The sequence below is a fragment of the Acidimicrobiales bacterium genome, assembly GCA_035316325.1.
Classification (GTDB): domain Bacteria; phylum Actinomycetota; class Acidimicrobiia; order Acidimicrobiales; family VFJN01; genus DASXTK01.
Genome location: DATHJB010000033.1, coordinates 63,411 through 80,750 on the forward strand (window position 1 = coordinate 63,411; position 17,340 = coordinate 80,750).

Genomic DNA, 17,340 nt, shown 5'->3' on the forward strand with positions numbered 1-17,340 from the left:
CGCCCGGCCGAGAAAACCAGGCTGGGAGCCAACGACTACCGTGGTCGACGTCCATGAAACTGATCATCCAGATCCCCTGTCTCAACGAAGAGCAGCAGCTACCTGCGACTCTCGGTGACTTGCCCCGGAAGGTCGACGGTTTCGACGAGGTCGAGTGGCTGGTCATCGACGACGGCTCCACCGACCGCACCGTCGAGGTGGCGCTGGAGTGCGGGGTCGACCACATCGTGCGGCTCACCAACAACCGGGGCCTCGCCTCCGCCTTCCAGGCGGGCCTCGACGCCTGCCTGAAGCTCGGCGCCGACGTGATCGTCAACACCGACGCCGACAACCAGTACTCCGCGGCCGACATCCCCGCGCTCGTCAAGCCCATCCTCACCGGCGACGCCGACATGGTGGTGGGCGACCGCAACGTGATGGGCATCGAGCACTTCTCGTTCGCGAAGAAGCGGCTGCAGCGCTTGGGTTCGTGGGTCCTGCGGCAGGCGTCCGACACCAACGTGCCCGACGCCACCTCGGGCTTCCGGGCCTACAACCGTGAGGCCGCGCTGGGCCTCACCGTCGTCAACAAGTTCACCTACACGCTCGAGTCGCTGATCCAGGCGGGCAAGAGCCTGGTGGCCGTGAGCCACGTCACCGTCGGCACCAACGAGAAGACGCGCGAGTCGCGGCTCTTCGGGTCGATGTGGACGTACATCCGCCGCAACGTGGGGGCGATCTTCCGCATCTACACCGGCTACGAGCCGCTGCGGGTGTTCTCCACGCTGGCCGCGGCGCTGGCGTTGTTCGCCGTGGCGGCCTGGGTGCCGTTCCTGTACGACTGGCTGCGCTACGGCGACCGTGCCGGCCACCTCCAGTCGCTGGTGCTGGGAGGCGTGCTGTTCATGGCCGCCCTCCAGGTGTTCGCCCTGGGGGTCATCGCCGACGCCATCTCGGCGAGCCGCACGGTGACGCAGCGCACGCTCGAGCGCGTGCGGCGCATCGAGCTGCAGCTGGGCGTCCCGCCGTCGCACTACATCGCCGGACGTGAGGGCGGGGGCGATACCGAGCTCGATGTCGAGCCCTGAGCCGCCGCCCGGGCCGCCCCGGGTGCGGTTGGTGGTGCTCAACTACAACGGCGGCGACTTCGTCGTCCGTTGCATCGAGGCGCTGACCAAGCTCGACTGGCCCGCCGACCGCCTGGACCTGGTGGTGGTCGACAACCTGTCGACCGACGGCAGCACCGCCGTCGTGTCGGAGCGCTTCCCTCCGTCGACCGTGCGGGTCCTGCGCAACACCGCCAACACGGGGTTCCCGGCCAACAACCTGGCCATGCGCGACCTCGCCGGCGTCGACTACGTGGGGCTGGTCAACTCCGACGCCTTCGTCGAGCCGGACTGGCTGCACCACATGGTCGCGGCCCTGGCAGCCGATGCGGAGCTGGGCGCGGTGTCGGCCAAGATGCTGTTCGCCGACCGGTTCGTGGAGGTGTCGGTGGAGTCGCCGACCTTCGTGCCGGGCGTGGCCGATGCCCGGGAGCTGGGCGTGATGGTGAGCGGCGTACGGGTCGACGGGATCGACCGCTGGCGCGACGCCCAGCTCGCCGAGGGCGGCTGGGGCCTGGAGCACGGGCGCGACGGGACCTTCCAGTGGACCCGGGGTCGGGCCCTGGTGCGGATCCCCGTCGGCGGCGTCGGCGAGGTGCGGTTGGCGGCGGAGTCGGCGAAGACCGTGACGCTGCGCTGCGGGGCTCGAGAGCTGGCGGTGGAGGTCGGCGTCGAGCCGGCGTGGTTCGAGGTGCCTCTGGACGGCACGCCGATCGACGTGGTCAACAACGTCGGGTCGGTGGTGTTCGACGACGGGTCGGGCGCCGACCGGGGCTACCTGGAGGTCGACCGGGGGCAGTACGACGAGCCGGCCGACGTGTTCGCCTGGTGCGGCGGCAGCGTCCTGTTCCGGCCGGAGTACCTGGCCGACGTGGGGCTGTTCGACGAGCGGTTCTTCCTCTACTACGAGGACACCGACCTGTCGTGGCGGGGGCAGAGCCGGGGGTGGCGCTACCGCTACGTGCCGGGGGCCGTGACCCGCCACATCCATGCCGCGTCGACGGGCGAGGGGTCGCCGATCTTCCAGCACTACGTCGAGCGGAACCGGCTGTTCATGCTGGTGAAGAACGCGCCCCGCTCGATGGCGTCGCGGGCGGTGTGGCGCTACCTGCTGGTCACCGCGTCGTACGCCCGGCGCGACCTGGTCCGCCCGGTGCTGCGGGCGCGGCGGCCCAACCCGACGCAGGTGCTGCGCCGGGCCAAGTCGTTCCTCGGTTTCCTGCGGCTGCTCCCCGGCGCGCTCGTGGCGCGGCGCCGGATCCGTCGAGCCGCCACGGTGTCCGACGAGGTGCTGCTCGGCCGCCTCACCCCGACGCCGGCGCGATGAAGGTCGCGGTCTACGACCGCTACTGGCCGACGGCCGGTGGGGGCGAGAAGTTCGCGGCGGGGATCGCCGCGGCGCTGGCGGCCGACCACGACGTGACGTTGCTGGCCCACGAGCCGCTGGACCTGGACCGGCTGGGGGAGCGGCTCCAGCTCGACCTGTCCGGCGTCGACGTGCACCAGGTGGAGGCCGACCGGGCCGGGGCGGTGTCGGCGGCGACGGCGGGGTTCGACCTCTTCGTCAACGCCTCGTTCCTCAGCCGTGACACCAACCGGGCCCGCCGGGGTGTGTACGTGGTGCACTTCCCGGGGTTCCGGCCGTCGGCGCGGCACCGGGCCGTGGGGCGGGTGGGTCGGGTCGCCCGGACGTTGGGCCTGTCCGGTGGTGTCGAGGTGTCGCTGGGCGACGGGTTCTACTCGCCCGAGTCGGCCCGGCTGCACACGCTGCACTGGACGTCCGGCGAGGCCGAGCTGAGGGTGCGGGCGGCGAAGCCCGGCCGCCACCAGGTCACCCTGCTCCTGGGCCGCTACGTCCCGCCGGCCCTGGCCCCCACCGAGGTGACCGTCGAACACGACGGCCAGGTCCTCGGCCGCGTCACGATCACCCCACCGTCGGGCCGCCTCGACCGCCACCGCACGATCCCCCTCACGTTCTCGGTCGACATCCCCGCGGCCCGGGGGCCCACCCCACCGCGGCCGGCCACGGAACCCGTGACGGTGACGTTGTCGAGTGCGGGGTGGGTGCCGCACGTGTTGGGGCTCGGGGCCGACACCCGGGTGTTGGGCGTGCCGGTGGCCGGGTGGTACGGCGGCCAGGGGTGGCGGGCCAGGATCGCCGCGGCGGTGCCGTTGCTGGCGACCGAGCAGGGCGAGCGGTTCGACGCCCTCGACAGCTACGACCGCGTGCTGTCGAACTCGCGGTACACCCAGGGCTGGGTGGCCCGGATGTGGCAACGCGACAGCGGCGTCCTCTACCCGCCGGTGCCGTCGTTCGCCCGAGCCGACGAGAAGAAGCCGATCATCCTGGGCGTCGGCCGGTTCTTCGTTCCCGGCACCGGCCACAACAAGAAGCAGCTGGAGCTGGTGGGGGCGTTCCGGCAGCTGGTCGAACGGGGCCAGGCCGACGGCTGGGAGCTCCACCTCGTCGGCGGCTGCGCTCCCGAGCACCAGGCCTACCTCGACCAGGTCCGCGACGCCGCCACCGGGCTACCGGTGGTGCTCCACCCCGACGCCACCGGCGCCGAGCTGCGCACCCTCTACGGCGAGGCGGCGGTCTTCTGGCACGCCGCCGGGCTGGGCGAAGACGTCGAGCGGCACCCCGAGCGCCAGGAGCACTTCGGCATCACCACGGTCGAGGCGATGTCGGCGGGGGCCGTGCCCGTCGTGATCGACGCCGCCGGTCAGGCCGAGATCGTGGAGCAGGGCGTGTCCGGGTTCCGCTTCGGCACCGTGGAGGAGCTCGTCACCCACACCGAGCGCCTGGTCGGCGACGCCGAGCTGCGGGCCACGATGTCGACGGCCGCCGAGGCACGGGCTCGCGATTTCGGTTGGGATGCGTTCGTGGCGAGCGTCCGATCGCAGGTCCTCCCTTCGTAGGTCGCAAGAGCCGGAGCGGGTTCAGGGCCGGGTGCAGTCCCAGGCGAGGTACTGGTACGCGGGCTCGATGCCGAGGCGGGTGGCCTGGTGGCCGTCGGCGATCACCGTCAGGTCCTCCGGGATGACGCCGGCGAGGATGTCGGGCACGTCGAACGGCGCCGCCCACGTGGGCCACGGGTTGTCGTCGGCGTAGACGGCGCTGTCGAAGGCCGCCGTGCAGAGCAGGTCGACGTGGAAGCCGGCGGCGCGGAGCGGGGCGGTGAGGTCGAACCCGAAGCGCCAGAAGACCGGCGTGTCGTCCTCGTGGAACTCGGGGCCGACGGGTGGGGCGGTGCGGGCCTGCAGCACCGGCACCTGCAGCAGCAGGTGGCCGCCGGGCGCCAGCACCCGGTGCAGCTCGGCCAGGGCTCGACCAGTGTCGCGCACGTGCTCGAGGACGTGGGCGCACAGGACCACGTCGAGGGAGGCGTCGGGCAGGTCGATCGCCTGGAGGTCGATCCGCAGGTTGCCGGCGTGGGAGCGCATGTCGTAGTCGCTGGTCTGGTACGAGAACCACGCCGCCATGGCGTTGCGGTAGGCCGGACCGAGCCGGGGGCTGCACTCGACCACCCGCAGGCCGCGGTGCAGGCCGACCCGCTCGGCCAGGCACCAGTGCAGGAAGCGGTCGCGGCCGTTGCTGCCGCAGCGGGGGCAGTGGGTGAGCTCGACGTGGCCGGGCCGCTCGAACTCCCTGCCCCGCCAGCGACACACGTTGCAGTAGGCGCCACTCAGCCGGCGCAGGTCGGGTGTCGGGGACCACGGCGGCACCGCCGGGTTGGGATGCGGCGGGTGCGCCACCGCCCACATCCGCCGCCCGACCCGGGCCGCCTTCCGCACCGCCACGGGATAGGCCACCTACTCGTCTCCCTCCCGGTCGAGCAGGGCGCGGGCGGCGCTGGCGGGGGAGAGGTGGCCGGAGCGGACGGCGGACTCGACCTGGGGCCAGCGGGCAGCGACCGACGGGTCGTGGCGGAAGCGGTCGAGGAGGGTCTCGCGGATCTCGTCCCACATCCAGGCGACCGCTTGGGACGAGCGCAGCTGCTCCAACGCCCCGGTGGTGCGCAGGTGGGCGGTGCACGCCTCGATCGCCGCCCACGTTTCGGCGATGCCGCTGCCCTGCAGGGCCGAGGCGGGCAGCACCGGCACCTCCCAGCCCTCGTGCTTCGGTCGCAGCAGGTGCACCGCATGGCGGTAGTCGGCGACCGCCCGGTTGGCCGCCGGCAGCAGGTCGCCGTCGGCCTTGTTGACCACCACCACGTCGGCCAGCTCCATGATCCCCCGCTTGATGCCCTGCAGCTCGTCGCCGCCACCGGGAGCCGCCAGGAGCACGAAGCAGTCGACCATGTCGGCCACGGCGATCTCGGACTGGCCCACGCCCACCGTCTCGACCACCACCACGTCGAACCCCGCCGCCTCGCACAGCAGGCCGGCCTCCCGGGTGCGCCGGGCCACACCGCCGAGCGCTCCACCGGAGGGCGACGGCCGGATGAACGCCTGCGGGTCGCGCGCCAGCCGCTCCATGCGGGTCTTGTCGCCGAGGATCGAGCCGCCGCTGCGTCGACTCGACGGATCGACCGCCAGCACCGCCACCCGGTGTCCCTCGCCGGTGAGCCGCGTGCCCAGCTCCTCGACGAACGTCGACTTCCCCGCGCCCGGCGTGCCGGTGATGCCGACCCGCACCGCCGTGCCGGTGGCGGGCAGGACGGTGTCGAGCAGCGCCGTGGCCTCCTCCCGGTGGTCGGGCCGGGTGGACTCGACCAGCGTGATCGACCGCGCCAACGCCCGACGATCGCCCGCGAGGAGGGCGTCGGCGAGGGCTTCGGGAACGGCTTCGGTCACGGAGCCAACACTAGGCAAGGGGTGTGACAGTCGAGGCCGCTCGGGCCGTCCCGAGTCATCCGTGGTCGCCGATCCACAGTCGAGTCGTCCGTCGTCGGAGACCGACCACAAGCGACTCGAGAACAACAAAACGACCACAAACGACTCGCCAACCCCCTTGGAACTCGACCCCTGGCCGGCGTGGCAGGATCGCGCCCATGGGTCGCCTGATCGTGAGCAACGCCGTGTCCGTCAACGGTGCCTTCGAGGCGCCCGAGCGGGAGCCCGACGGGTGGCTCGTCCTCGACCCGGACAGCCAGGCTGCCTCCCTCGACATGTGGGAGGCGGCCGACGCGATGGTGATGGGTCGCAAGACCTACGAAGGGCTGGCCGCCGTCTGGCCGCAGCTGGCCGACGTCCCCGGCCTGGAGGCTTTCGCCGCCCGGATGAACGGCATGCCGAAGTACGTCGCGTCCCGGAAGTTGACCGCACCGCTGGAGTGGAACGCCACGCTCCTCGAAGGCGACCTCGCGGCCGGCATGTCCTCCCTGAAGGAGAGCCATGCCGGCGACCTGGTCGTCACCGGGTGCGGCGAGCTGGCCCGCGGCCTGCTCGACCTCGGCCTGGTCGACGAGCTGTGGTTCTGGGTCAGCCCGGCCGTCTGGCCCACCGGTCCCCGGATCCTCGACGACATCGGCCCGCTCCGCCTGCAGCTCCTGGCGGCGGAGACGTTCGACTCGGGCGTCGTCCGCCTCGCGTACGGCGTGAGCCCGAGCCCCGACCCGAGCTAGGCGGCGGAGCGCTTGGCGCTCAGCAGGGAGAGCACCTCGCTCGCCGCCGCCGGGATGTTCGTGCCGGGGCCGAAGATGGCGGCGACCCCGGCGGCGCGCAGCTCGTCGTAGTCCTGCGGGGGGATCACCCCGCCGCACACCACCACCACGTCGCCGCCACCGATGGCCCGCAGCTCGTCCACCAGCTGGGGCACCAGCGTCTTGTGCCCGGCGGCCTGGCTCGACACGCCCACCACGTGGACGTCGTTGTCGAGCGCATCCCGCGCGGCCTCGGCCGGCGTCTGGAACAGGGGGCCGACGTCGACGTCGAAGCCGAGGTCGGCGAACGCCGTGGCGATCACCTTGGCCCCGCGGTCGTGGCCGTCCTGGCCGAGCTTCACCACCAGGATGCGGGGCCGGCGCCCCTCGGCCTCGGCGAACTCCTCCACCTCACGCTGGATCTTCGCGAACGACTCGTCGCCCTCGTAGGCCGAGCCGTAGACGCCGTGGATGGAGCGGATCTCGGCCTTGTGACGGCCGAACACCTCCTCCAGCGCCAGGCTGATCTCACCGACCGTCGCCCGGGCCCGAGCCGCCGCCACGGAGAGCTCCAGCAGGTTGGCGTCGCCCCGGGCACCCTCGGTCAGGGCCGCCAGCGCCGCCCGGCACGCCGCCTCGTCCCGGGTCGCCCGCACCCGCTCCAGGCGGGCGATCTGCTGCTCGCGCACCTTGGTGTTGTCGATGGAGAGGATCTCGACGTGCTCGGGGTCCGTCGGCTGGTACTTGTTGACGCCGACGATCACCTCCTCGCCCCGGTCGACCCGTGCCTGGCGTCGAGCCGCCGACTCCTCGATGCGCAGCTTGGGCATCCCCGAGGCGACGGCCTTGGTCATGCCCCCCAGCGACTCGACCTCCTCGATCAGCTCCCAGGCCTTGGCGGCCAGGGACGCCGTGAGCGACTCGACGTAGTACGACCCTGCCAGCGGGTCGACCACGTTGGGCACGCCCGTCTCCTCGGCCAGGATGAGCTGGGTGTTGCGGGCGATGCGGGCCGACGAGTCGGTGGGCAGGCCCAGCGCCTCGTCGAAGCTGTTGGTGTGCAGGCTCTGCGTGCCGCCGAGCACGGCCGCCATCGCCTCGTAGGCCGTGCGCACCACGTTGTTGTAGGGGTCCTGCTCGGTGAGCGACACCCCGGACGTCTGGCAGTGGGTGCGCAACATCGCCGACCGGGGGTCCTTCGGCTCGAACTGGGCGATGACCCGGTGCCACAGCAGGCGGGCGGCCCGCAGCTTGGCCACCTCCATGAAGAAGTTCATGCCGATGGCGAAGAAGAACGACAGGCGACCGGCGAACTTGTCGATATCGAGGCCTCGGTCGAGCGCGAATCGCACGTACTCGAGACCGTCGGCGATGGTGAATGCCAGTTCCTGCTCGGCGGTCGCCCCCGCCTCCTGCATGTGGTAGCCGGAGATCGAGATCGAGTTGTACCGCGGCATGTGGTCGGCCGTGTACTGGATGATGTCGGACACGATCCGCATGCTCGGCTCGGGCGGATAGATGTAGGTGTTGCGGACCATGAACTCTTTGAGGATGTCGTTCTGGATGGTCCCGCTGAGCAGTGCCTGATCGACCCCTTGCTCCTCGCCGGCGACGATGAAGCACGCCAACGTGGGCAGCACGGCGCCGTTCATCGTCATCGACACCGACATCTTCTCGAGCGGTATCTCGTCGAAGAGGATCTTCATGTCCTCGACCGAATCGATGGCCACCCCGGCCTTGCCGACGTCGCCCTCCACGCGCGGATGGTCACTGTCGTAACCACGGTGCGTGGCCAGGTCGAACGCCACCGAGAGGCCCATCTGGCCGGCCGCCAGGTTGCGCCGGTAGAAGGCGTTGGATTCCTCGGCCGTGGAGAAGCCCGCATATTGCCGAATGGTCCAGGGTCGGTTGGCGTACATCGTGGCGCGCACACCCCGCAGGAACGGGGGGAACCCGGGGAGCGAATCGACGTCGTCGATGCCGTCGAGATCGGCCGCGGTGTACAGCGGCTTCACGTCGATGCCCTCGGGCGTGTGCCACGTGAGGTCGTCGGGGTCGGTGCCCTTGAGGTCTCGCGCCGCCGCAGCGCGCCAGTCGTCCAGGTCGGGGCGGTCTGTCGCGTCGCTCTCGCTCACGCGCGAGAGCCTAAGCAGGGACCTCTAACATGTGCGATTCATGGGACAGATCGAACCTTGCCTCTCCGTCGTCGTGCCCTGTTACAACGAGGAGGCGACGGTCGCAGCATTGATCGACCGCGTGCTCGCCTCGCAGTGGACGGCGGAGGTGGTGGTGGTCGACGACGGGTCGACCGATGGCAGCCGCAAGGTGCTCGAGGACCTGGTGGGCACCTCCGGCTACGAGCGCGTGCGGGTCTTCGACCAGGGCCACAACCAGGGGAAGGGTGCCGCGCTGCGACGGGGGTTCGCCGAGGCGACCGCACCGTTCGTGATCGTGCAGGACGCCGACCTCGAGTACGACCCGGCCGAGTACGGCTCGCTGGTGAAGCCGCTGCTCGACGACCAGGCCGACGTCGTCTACGGCTCGCGGTTCCACTCCAGCCACCCGCACCGCGTCCTGTACTTCTGGCACTACCTCGGCAACAAGTTCCTGACCCTGCTGTCGAACATGTTCACCAACCTGAACCTCACCGACATGGAGACCTGTTACAAGGTCTTCCGGCGCGAGGTGATCCAGTCGATCGAGATCGAAGAGGACCGCTTCGGCTTCGAGCCGGAGGTCACCGCAAAGATCGCCCGGGGGAACTGGCGGGTGTACGAGCTCGGGATCGGCTACGCCGGACGTACCTACGACGACGGCAAGAAGATCGGCTGGCGCGACGGCGTGCGGGCCGTGGTGTGCATCGTGAAGTACTCGTCGGTGGGCGACAAGGTGCGGCGTTTCACCAGCTAGACGGCATCGTCGCCACCTGAGGCGCCGAATTTCGCGCTGATCTGGGCCCGCTCGGGCAGCACATCCACGAATCGGCCTGACGGTGTAACTACTATCGGCGCTCCGGTGGGCACCCGAATTCTGCGACGAAAGTTCCTCATGCGCGTAATTTCCCGTGTCCGCCGCCGGCTTTCCCTGAATCGCCGCCGTTCGATGACGCCCGGAGAGGCTCTATCAACGGTTGTCGACCCCGTGCCTTCGCCTGCCGATCTCGCCGGTGAACGCAAGATCCTCAGCGAGGCGCAGCTCGCCGACTGGGCCGAGAACGGCTACCTCGTGCTGCCCCGCTTCATGCCGCACGGCCGGCTCCGCGAGCTGAACGGGCAGCTCGACGCCCTGTGGCGCGAGCGCAAGAAGAACGACCACGGCCTGGTGATCGACGTCTTCACCGGCACGCACCGGGAACGTCGCATCCCGCTCGCGAAGGCCACCGACCGGGCCCGGGCCAAGCCCTACCGTCTCAACGACCTCTACCTCGACTCCCCGCTGGTGCGCGAGACGCTGCTCGACCCCGAGCTGGTCGAGGTGCTCGACGACCTGCTCGAAGGCGCCCCCATCCTGGCCGACTCGGTGAGCATGGAGCGGGGCAGCCAGCAGCGCCTCCACGTCGACACCTTCTACGCCGCGCCGCCCGAGCCCGGCCGCATGGTCGGCGCGATGGTGCTGCTGGAGGACACGTCGCCGGGCTCCGGGCCGTTCCGCTTCTACCCGGGCAGCCACGCCGTCGAGCCCTTCCGCTTCTCCGACGGCCGCCTCGACGTGAACGACGACGAGCTGGGCGCCTTCGACGACTACGTCGCCGAGGAGCTGGCGGAGCGCGAGCTGGCGCCGGTCGACTTCGAGGGCAACGCGGGGGATGTCGTCGTGTGGCACCCGCAGCTGCTCAACGCCGGGGCGCCGATCGCCGACATGGAGCTCACCCAGAAGACGATCCTCGCCCACTACTGGCGGGCCAAGGACGTCGACCCGAACGAGCGCGGCGACATCGGCGGCGACCGCTACTACCTGGAGCGCGATCACAAGCCCGTCGGCTGACCCGGCCTCGACCTGGGGCTCTGTAGTCCCACCGACCACCCCGCCGCCGCCCCAAGCGGTCTCGGCTGTCGCCGAGGCAACTAGCCTCAATCCATGGCCGTGCGCTTCGTGATCGTGGGCGGGGGGCCCGCAGGTAACACCGCTGCAACCGTCGCCGCCCGCATGGGCGCGGACGTCACGCTGATCGAGCGCGACGTCGTCGGTGGCGCCGCGCACCTGTGGGACTGCATCCCCTCCAAGGCGATGATCGCCACGGCCGGAGCGATGGGCTTCATCGACCGCAGCCGCGGCATGGGGCTGGCCGACACGTCGGTCAGCCTCGACGTCGACGCCCTGAAGTCTCGCATCGGCGGGATCGAGGCCCGGCTCGAGTCGAACGTGGTGCAGCTGCTGTCGAGCCAGGGCGTGCGCATGGTGAAGGGGACGGGCTCGCTGCTCGACCCCCACCACGTGGCCGTCACCACCGCCGAGGGCACGCAGACGATCGAGGCCGACGCCATCCTGGTGTCGACCGGCAGCCGCCCCCGCATCCCCGAGTGGGCCGACGTCGACGGCGAACGGGTGCTCACCACCCGCCACGCCTACCCGCCGGCCGAGTTGCCGGCGCACCTGGTGGTCATCGGCTCGGGCGTCACCGGCGTGGAGTTCGTCCACATGTTCTCGTCGCTGGGCAGCCGGGTGACGCTCATCGTCAGCCGCCAGCAGGTGCTCCCCCAGAAGGACCCGGAGGTGGCCGCGGCGCTGGAGTCGGAGCTGCTCAACCGGGGTGTGCGCCTGTTCAAGGGCGCCCGGGCGCAGGCTCTCGACCGCACGGCCGAGGGGGTGGCGGTGCGCTGCGACGACGGCCGGGTGGCCTCCGGCAGCCATGCCCTGCTGGCCATCGGGTCGATCCCGAACAGCGACGGGCTCGGGCTCGACCTGGCGGGCGTGAAGGTCGACGACGGCGGCTACGTCACCATCGACCACCACTGCGTCACGTCGGTGCCCCACATCTACGCGGCCGGCGACCTGTCGGGGAAGCTGCCGCTGTCCTCGGTGGCGTCGATGCAGGGCCGCAAGATCGCCGAGCGGGTGATGGGCCTGCAGACCCGGGGCCACCGCCACCTCGACTACGACAAGGCGGCCTCCGCCATCTTCACCGAGCCCGAGATCGCGGATGTCGGTATGGCCGAGGCCGACGCCTTCGCCGAGGGCCGCAAGATCCGGGTGACCAAGGTGCCGTTCTCGGCGTCGGCCAAGGCCCTGATCAACGACGACCCCCGGGGCTTCGTGAAGATCCTGTCCGACCCGGCCACCGGCGTGGTGCTGGGCGGGTCGATCGTGGGGACCCAGGCGGCGGAGCTGATCTCGATCATCGCGGTGGCGGTCACGAACGGCCTGCGGGTGACCGACATCGTCGACAGCCTCCTGGTGCACCCCTCGCTCTCCGAGGCCCTGGCCGAAGCCGCCGAGTGAGCCAGCCGGAAACTTCGACAGAACTGGTGGCCATGGCGCCGTCTCTGTCGAGATTTCGGGTGGAGGTGGTGGTGGCGGTGGTGGGGACGTGATCGCGGGGGTCGTCGGCGCCGCCGCGCTGCTCCTGGTGATCGCCGGGGCGGGGAAGGTGGTCGACCCGACGCGCACGGTCGGGGCGCTGCGGGCGGTCGGGTGGCCGGCGTCGGGGCTGCTGGTGCGGGCCGGGGCGGTGGGGGAGACGCTGCTGGGCGCGGCGACGCTGACCTACGGCGGGCGGGTGCTGCCGTTGCTGGTGGCCGCCAGCTACCTGGGCTTCGCCCTGTTCGTGATGACGGCGCTGCGGGCGGGCACCCCGGTGGCGACCTGCGGCTGCCTCACCCGGGCCGACACCCCGCCCAGCGTCACCCACGTCGTCGTGAACGGCCTGCTCGCCGCCGGTGCGGTCGCGGCGGGAGCGACCGACGCACCCGCCCTCCTGGACGCCTCCTGGCCGGCGTGGGTGGTCGCCGGGGCGCTCACGGCCTACGTCGTGCTGGCGTTCCTGGCCGCCGCGCCGGGTAGAACGCAACAGGATGAGCGACGAGCCGCTGGCGGAGTACCGCCGCAAGCGTGACTTCACGGCGACGCCGGAGCCGGAAGGAGCCGTGCCCACGCCGGACCCGGCGACCGGCGAGCCCCGCCGCTTCACCGTCCACCAGCACGACGCCACCCGCCTCCACTGGGACCTCCGCCTGGAGAACGACGGGGTCCTGTGGTCGTTCGCCATCCCCCGGGGCATCCCCTGGGACCCGGGCCGCAACGGCCTGGCGGTCCACACCGAGGACCACCCGATGGAGTACCTCGGCTTCGAGGGCGACATACCGTCGGGCACGTACGGCGCCGGCCACATGTTCGTCTGGGACTCCGGCACCTACGACCTGCTGGAGCACGAGGACCGCAAGCTGATGATCGACCTCCACGGCGAACGGGTGCGGGGCCGCTACGCCCTGTTCCAGACCCGGGGCGACCGCGACTGGATGATCCACCGCATGGACCCCCAGCCCGACCCCGACTGGCGCTGGCCGCCGGAGGTCGTCGCCCCGATGCGGGCCGAGCCGGGCGAGCCCGTCGCCGGCGACGAGTGGGCCTGGGAGGTGCGGCTGTCCGGTCTGCGGGTGATGACGACGCTGCTGGCGGGCGCGGTGCGGATGCACGACGCCGGGGGCAACGACGTGGGCGACCGGTTCGTCGACGTGCGGCGGATCGGCCGGGCCACCGGGTCGGTGGAGGCGGTGCTCGACGGCGTGGTGGTCGGCGAGCCCGACCACCTGGCCCGCCGGTTCAAGGGGCGGCCCATGAGCGGTGAGCGGGCGTCGACCAGCGCGCCCGTGAAGCTCATGGTGTTCGACCTGGTGTGGCTCGACGGCTACCCCCGGTTCGAGGCCCCCTGGGAGGACCGCCGGGCCGACCTGGAGGCGCTGGAGCTCGACGGGCCGGCCTGGTCCACCGCCACCGCCCACCGCGGCGACGGCCTGGCCCTGGTCGAGGCCGCGGGGCAGCACGGGGTCGCCGGCCTGGTCGGCAAGCGGCGCGACGCTCCCTACCGCCCCGGCCGGACGTCGCCCGACTGGATCGACGTCGCCCTCTGAGGCTCAGTGAGGCTCAGGTGATGACGACGACGACGTCGCCCGAGCCGACCGACTGGCCCGGCTCGACCTTGATGTCCTTCACGGTGCCGTCCCGGTCGGCGGAGATGTTGTTCTCCATCTTCATCGCCTCCAGCACGCACACGGTCTGGCCCGCTTCGACCGTGTCGCCCTCGGCCACCAGGACCTTCACGATCGTGCCCTGCATCGGGACGGTCACCTCGCCGCTGCCGGCACTGCCGCCCGCGCCCGACGCGGCCCGCCTGGCCCGAGGCGCCGCGGCCCGCCCGGCGGCCACACCCGCGGCGACGACCGCGCCCACCTGCGACTCCGGCACCCACACGCTCACGGCGAAGCGGCGCCCGTTGACCTCCACGTCGACGTCACGGCGCACCTTGGGCTCGGCGACGGTGTCGGCGTCGTCGGTCGACGGGGTGGCGGCCGCTCCACCCACCCCCGTGAGGTCGAGGCGCTCCTCCACCCACTTGGTGGAGTGCTCGCCGGCCACGAAGTCGTCGTGGCGCAGGACCGCCAGGTCGGCCGGGATCGTGGTGGCGATGCCGTCCACCTGGAACTCCTCCAGGGCCCGGATGGTGCGGGCGATCGCCGTCGGCCGGTCGGCGCCCCACACGACCAGCTTGCCGACGAGGTTGTCGTAGTACTGGCTGACCTCGTCGCCGGCCTCGTAGCCGCCGTCCCAACGCACCCCGAAGCCCTGCGGCACCTGCAGCTTGCCGATGGCGCCGGGCGACGGCAGGAACCTCCCGCCGGCCGGGTCCTCGGCGTTGATGCGCACCTCGATGGCGTGGCCGCGGCGCACGATGTCGTCCTGGGTGAAGCTCAGCGGCTCGCCCGACGCCACCCGGATCTGCTCGGCGACCAGGTCGAGGCCGGTCACCAGCTCGGTCACCGGGTGCTCCACCTGCAGGCGGGTGTTCATCTCCAGGAAGAAGAAGTCGCCCTCCTGGTAGAGGAACTCGACGGTGCCGGCGTTGACGTAGCCGCACGCCTTGGTCACCTTCACCGCGGCCTCGCCCATCGCCTGGCGGGTCTCGTCGGGGAAGAGGGGCGCGGGGCTCTCCTCGATCAGCTTCTGGTGGCGGCGCTGCACGGAGCAGTCGCGCTCGCCCACCCACACCGCGTTGCCGTGGGTGTCGGCGAACACCTGCATCTCCACGTGGCGGGGCCAGGTGAGGTAGCGCTCGACGTAGCACTCGCTGCGCCCGAAGCCCTTCAGCGCCTCCGACTGTGCCGAGTCGAGCGCCTCGGCGGCGTCCTCCGGAGCCCGGACGACCCGCATGCCCCGGCCACCGCCGCCGTAGGCCGCCTTGATGGCCACCGGCCAGCCGTGCTGCTCCCCGAAGGCGACGACCTCGTCGGAGGACGTGAGGAACTGGGTGGTGCCGGGCACGCCGTCGACACCCGCCTCCTGGGCGGCGATGCGCGACGACACCTTGTCGCCCATGACCTCGATGGCCTCGGGCGGAGGGCCGATGAACGTGACGCCGCGGGCGGTGATGGCCCGGGCGAAGTCGGTGTTCTCGCTGAAGAAGCCGTAGCCCGGATGGACGCCGTCGGCCCCGCTGCGCTCGATGATCTCGAGGATCTTGTCGGTGTTGAGGTAGCTCTCCGCCGCCGCCTGGCCGCCGAGCGCGTAGGCCTCGTCGGCGAGTCGGACGTGCAGGCTGTCCCGGTCGAGGTCCGAGTAGACGGCCACCGATGTGATGCCGAGCTCACGGCAGGCACGGGCGACCCGGACGGCGATCTCGCCCCGGTTGGCGATCAGGATCTTGGAGAGCACCCCATATGTTTACGGGGGTGCCCGGCGACCGTGCCAGTAACCAGGCGGAGCTTGCGACTTCCTTGCTGGCCGAGACCCGGTTCCACCGGCTCCGCTGGGTGGCGGAGACCGGCTCCACGAACAGCGACGCGATGGCTTCGGCGCGTGACGGAGCCCCGGAGGGCGTCGTGGTGGTGGCCGACCACCAAGGGGCCGGGCGGGGACGCCTCGGCCGGACGTGGACCGCCCCGCCGGGCGCGTCGCTCCTGGTCTCGGTGCTGCTGCGGCCGCCGGCCGGGGTGGTCGGGGCGGTGGGGATGGCGGTCGGGCTGGCCATGGCGGAGGCCGTGTCGTCGCTCACGGTCGTGGTGCCGGGCCTCAAGTGGCCCAACGACCTCGTCGTCGCGGACCGTGGTGTCGACCGCAAACTTGGGGGGATCCTGGCCGAGGCCGATTGGCCGGCCGGGAGCACCGCTTCGTCGGGGTGGCGCGCGCCGCGCGACGACGAGCGGATGGTGGTCGTGGTGGGCGTGGGGGTGAACGTGAACTGGCCGGCGTCGCTGCCGGACGACCTCGCGGCGACGGCCACCGCCCTCAACCACCTCGTCGGCCACGACGTCGACCGGGTCGAGCTGCTGGTCGCCTTCCTGCGTCGCCTCGACGGTCACTACGGGGGGTTGGTCGCCGCGGGGTCGGCGTCGGGGGCCGGGCTGCTCGACGCCTGGCGCGCCCGATCGGCCACGTTGGGACGGCGGGTGCGGGTCGACCTGGGCAGCAGCGACGTGGAGGGCACGGCCGTCGACGTCACCCCCGAGGGCCACCTGGTGGTGGCGACCGACGAGGGCGACCGCCGGACGTTCGCCGCCGGCGACGTCGTCCACCTCCGCCCCACCTGAGCTACGGATCGACGGTGCGGGCCTGGAGGGCGGCCAGGGCGGCGGCGGCCTGTTGCGCCACGGGGCCGTCGGCGCCGGGGAGGGCGCGGCCGTTGATCGCGTGCAGGGGCTGGGCGTCGCGGGTCGACGACGTGAGCAGCACCTCGGTCACGTCGTCGTCGGCCAGGCGCTCGATCGGCATGTCCTCCTCGTCGGCCCCGGGCAACTCCTCCAGGAGCAGCGCCCGGGTCACGCCACCGAGGCAGCCCGACAGCAGCGACGGCGTCAGGAGCCGCCCGTCGACCACCACGAACACGTTGCTGCCCGTGCCCTCGCACAGGGCGCCGGCCAGGTTGGGGAAGATCGCCTCGGTCGCGCCCAGCTTGGCCGCCTCGGCCAGCGCCACCACGTTCTCGGCGTAGGACGTGGTCTTCAGCCCGGCGACGGCGCTGCGCTCGTTGCGGGGCCACGGCACGGTGATGGCGGTCGTCGACGGGTCCCACGACGTCGCCCGGGCCGCCACCACGACCAGCGTCGGCCCGGCACTGCCCCGGTCCGAGCCCAGCGGCGCCGGCCCGCCGGTCAGCGTGATCCGCAGCCGCCCGGCCGCAGGGCCGACCGCGGCGATCACCTCGTCCATGGCGATGCGCAGCTTGTCGGGCCCGATCGGGACGTCGAGGCCGAGCCCGACCGCCGAGCGCTCCAGCCGCGCGAGGTGGCGGGTCACCGCGAAGGGCCGGCCGTCGACCACCTTGAGCGTCTCGAACACCCCGTCGCCGACGGTGAAGCCGTGGTCGAAGACCGACACTGACGCCTCGTCGGGGTCGACGAGCGCCCCGTTGATCCACACTGCCCGGTCGGCGGCACCTGGTGCTGTTGTCATGGGATTGGCATCTTGGCCGACCGGAGGGGCCGAGTCGACGATGATTACCCTCGCTCACGTCGAGCCCG

At 71.9% G+C, this 17,340-nt stretch carries 15 protein-coding genes; 10 read left to right on the forward strand and 5 right to left on the reverse strand.

Going from position 1 to position 17,340, the window contains the following annotated elements; translation table 11 throughout:
* The first annotated feature begins 53 nt into the window (after nt 1–53).
* Genes VK611_04735 through VK611_04745 form a run of 3 tightly spaced genes read left to right on the forward strand, consistent with a single transcriptional unit; the run spans nt 54 to nt 4,004 of the window.
* Nucleotides 54–1,067, forward strand: a complete 1,014-nt coding sequence (locus VK611_04735) for a glycosyltransferase family 2 protein (protein HMG40608.1) — start codon at nt 54–56, stop codon at nt 1,065–1,067.
* Complete coding sequence (locus VK611_04740; GenBank protein HMG40609.1) at nt 1,054–2,412, forward strand: glycosyltransferase family 2 protein; 1,359 nt, start codon at nt 1,054–1,056, stop codon at nt 2,410–2,412. The genes VK611_04735 and VK611_04740 overlap by 14 nt, the downstream gene beginning before the upstream one ends.
* Nucleotides 2,409–4,004, forward strand: a complete 1,596-nt coding sequence (locus tag VK611_04745; GenBank protein HMG40610.1) for a glycosyltransferase family 4 protein — start codon at nt 2,409–2,411, stop codon at nt 4,002–4,004. Before VK611_04740 ends, VK611_04745 begins: the two co-directional genes overlap by 4 nt.
* A gap of 21 nt (nt 4,005–4,025) precedes the next feature.
* On the opposite strand, the gene VK611_04750 is transcribed toward VK611_04745, so the two are convergent.
* Together VK611_04750 and meaB are read right to left on the reverse strand one after the other, a co-directional pair.
* On the reverse strand, nt 4,026–4,898 hold the full coding sequence (locus tag VK611_04750; protein ID HMG40611.1) for a class I SAM-dependent methyltransferase: 873 nt from the start codon (nt 4,896–4,898) through the stop codon (nt 4,026–4,028).
* Complete coding sequence (meaB, locus tag VK611_04755; protein HMG40612.1) at nt 4,899–5,882, reverse strand: methylmalonyl Co-A mutase-associated GTPase MeaB; 984 nt, start codon at nt 5,880–5,882, stop codon at nt 4,899–4,901. It abuts the gene before it with no gap.
* Between the two features lie 197 nt (nt 5,883–6,079).
* On the opposite strand from meaB, the gene VK611_04760 reads away from it, so the two are divergent.
* Nucleotides 6,080–6,652 (forward strand): dihydrofolate reductase family protein, encoded by a 573-nt coding sequence (locus VK611_04760; protein ID HMG40613.1) that lies wholly within the window; start codon nt 6,080–6,082, stop codon nt 6,650–6,652.
* Here VK611_04760 and scpA read toward each other — a convergent pair.
* Nucleotides 6,649–8,805, reverse strand: a complete 2,157-nt coding sequence (scpA, locus tag VK611_04765) for a methylmalonyl-CoA mutase (protein HMG40614.1) — start codon at nt 8,803–8,805, stop codon at nt 6,649–6,651. The two genes, VK611_04760 and scpA, sit on opposite strands and share 4 nt — an antisense overlap.
* A 40-nt stretch (nt 8,806–8,845) precedes the next feature.
* Between scpA and VK611_04770 the strand changes: the two genes are divergently transcribed.
* The 5 genes from VK611_04770 to VK611_04790 all read left to right on the forward strand — a co-directional run bounded on the left by VK611_04770 (nt 8,846) and on the right by VK611_04790 (nt 13,737).
* Nucleotides 8,846–9,580 carry a glycosyltransferase family 2 protein gene (locus VK611_04770; GenBank protein HMG40615.1) on the forward strand — a complete coding sequence of 245 codons (735 nt, stop codon included), beginning with the start codon at nt 8,846–8,848 and terminating at the stop codon, nt 9,578–9,580.
* A gap of 231 nt (nt 9,581–9,811) precedes the next feature.
* Nucleotides 9,812–10,654 (forward strand): phytanoyl-CoA dioxygenase family protein, encoded by an 843-nt coding sequence (locus VK611_04775; protein ID HMG40616.1) that lies wholly within the window; start codon nt 9,812–9,814, stop codon nt 10,652–10,654.
* Between the two features lie 93 nt (nt 10,655–10,747).
* Nucleotides 10,748–12,109, forward strand: a complete 1,362-nt coding sequence (locus VK611_04780; protein HMG40617.1) for an FAD-dependent oxidoreductase — start codon at nt 10,748–10,750, stop codon at nt 12,107–12,109.
* Between the two features lie 88 nt (nt 12,110–12,197).
* Complete coding sequence (locus tag VK611_04785; GenBank protein ID HMG40618.1) at nt 12,198–12,722, forward strand: MauE/DoxX family redox-associated membrane protein; 525 nt, start codon at nt 12,198–12,200, stop codon at nt 12,720–12,722.
* Nucleotides 12,682–13,737 (forward strand): DNA polymerase ligase N-terminal domain-containing protein, encoded by a 1,056-nt coding sequence (locus tag VK611_04790; protein ID HMG40619.1) that lies wholly within the window; start codon nt 12,682–12,684, stop codon nt 13,735–13,737. Before VK611_04785 ends, VK611_04790 begins: the two co-directional genes overlap by 41 nt.
* A gap of 13 nt (nt 13,738–13,750) precedes the next feature.
* Here the strand turns inward: VK611_04790 and VK611_04795 are convergent, their stop codons facing one another.
* Entirely contained in the window at nt 13,751–15,535 is a 1,785-nt protein-coding gene (locus tag VK611_04795; protein ID HMG40620.1) for an acetyl-CoA carboxylase biotin carboxylase subunit, read from the reverse strand.
* Between the two features lie 62 nt (nt 15,536–15,597).
* Between VK611_04795 and VK611_04800 the strand changes: the two genes are divergently transcribed.
* Complete coding sequence (locus VK611_04800; protein HMG40621.1) at nt 15,598–16,410, forward strand: biotin--[acetyl-CoA-carboxylase] ligase; 813 nt, start codon at nt 15,598–15,600, stop codon at nt 16,408–16,410.
* 1 nt (nt 16,411) lies between these two features.
* Here the strand turns inward: VK611_04800 and VK611_04805 are convergent, their stop codons facing one another.
* Nucleotides 16,412–17,272: an aminotransferase class IV gene (locus VK611_04805; GenBank protein HMG40622.1), complete on the reverse strand. Its 861-nt coding sequence runs from the start codon at nt 17,270–17,272 to the stop codon at nt 16,412–16,414.
* Between the last annotated feature and the right edge of the window lie 68 nt (nt 17,273–17,340).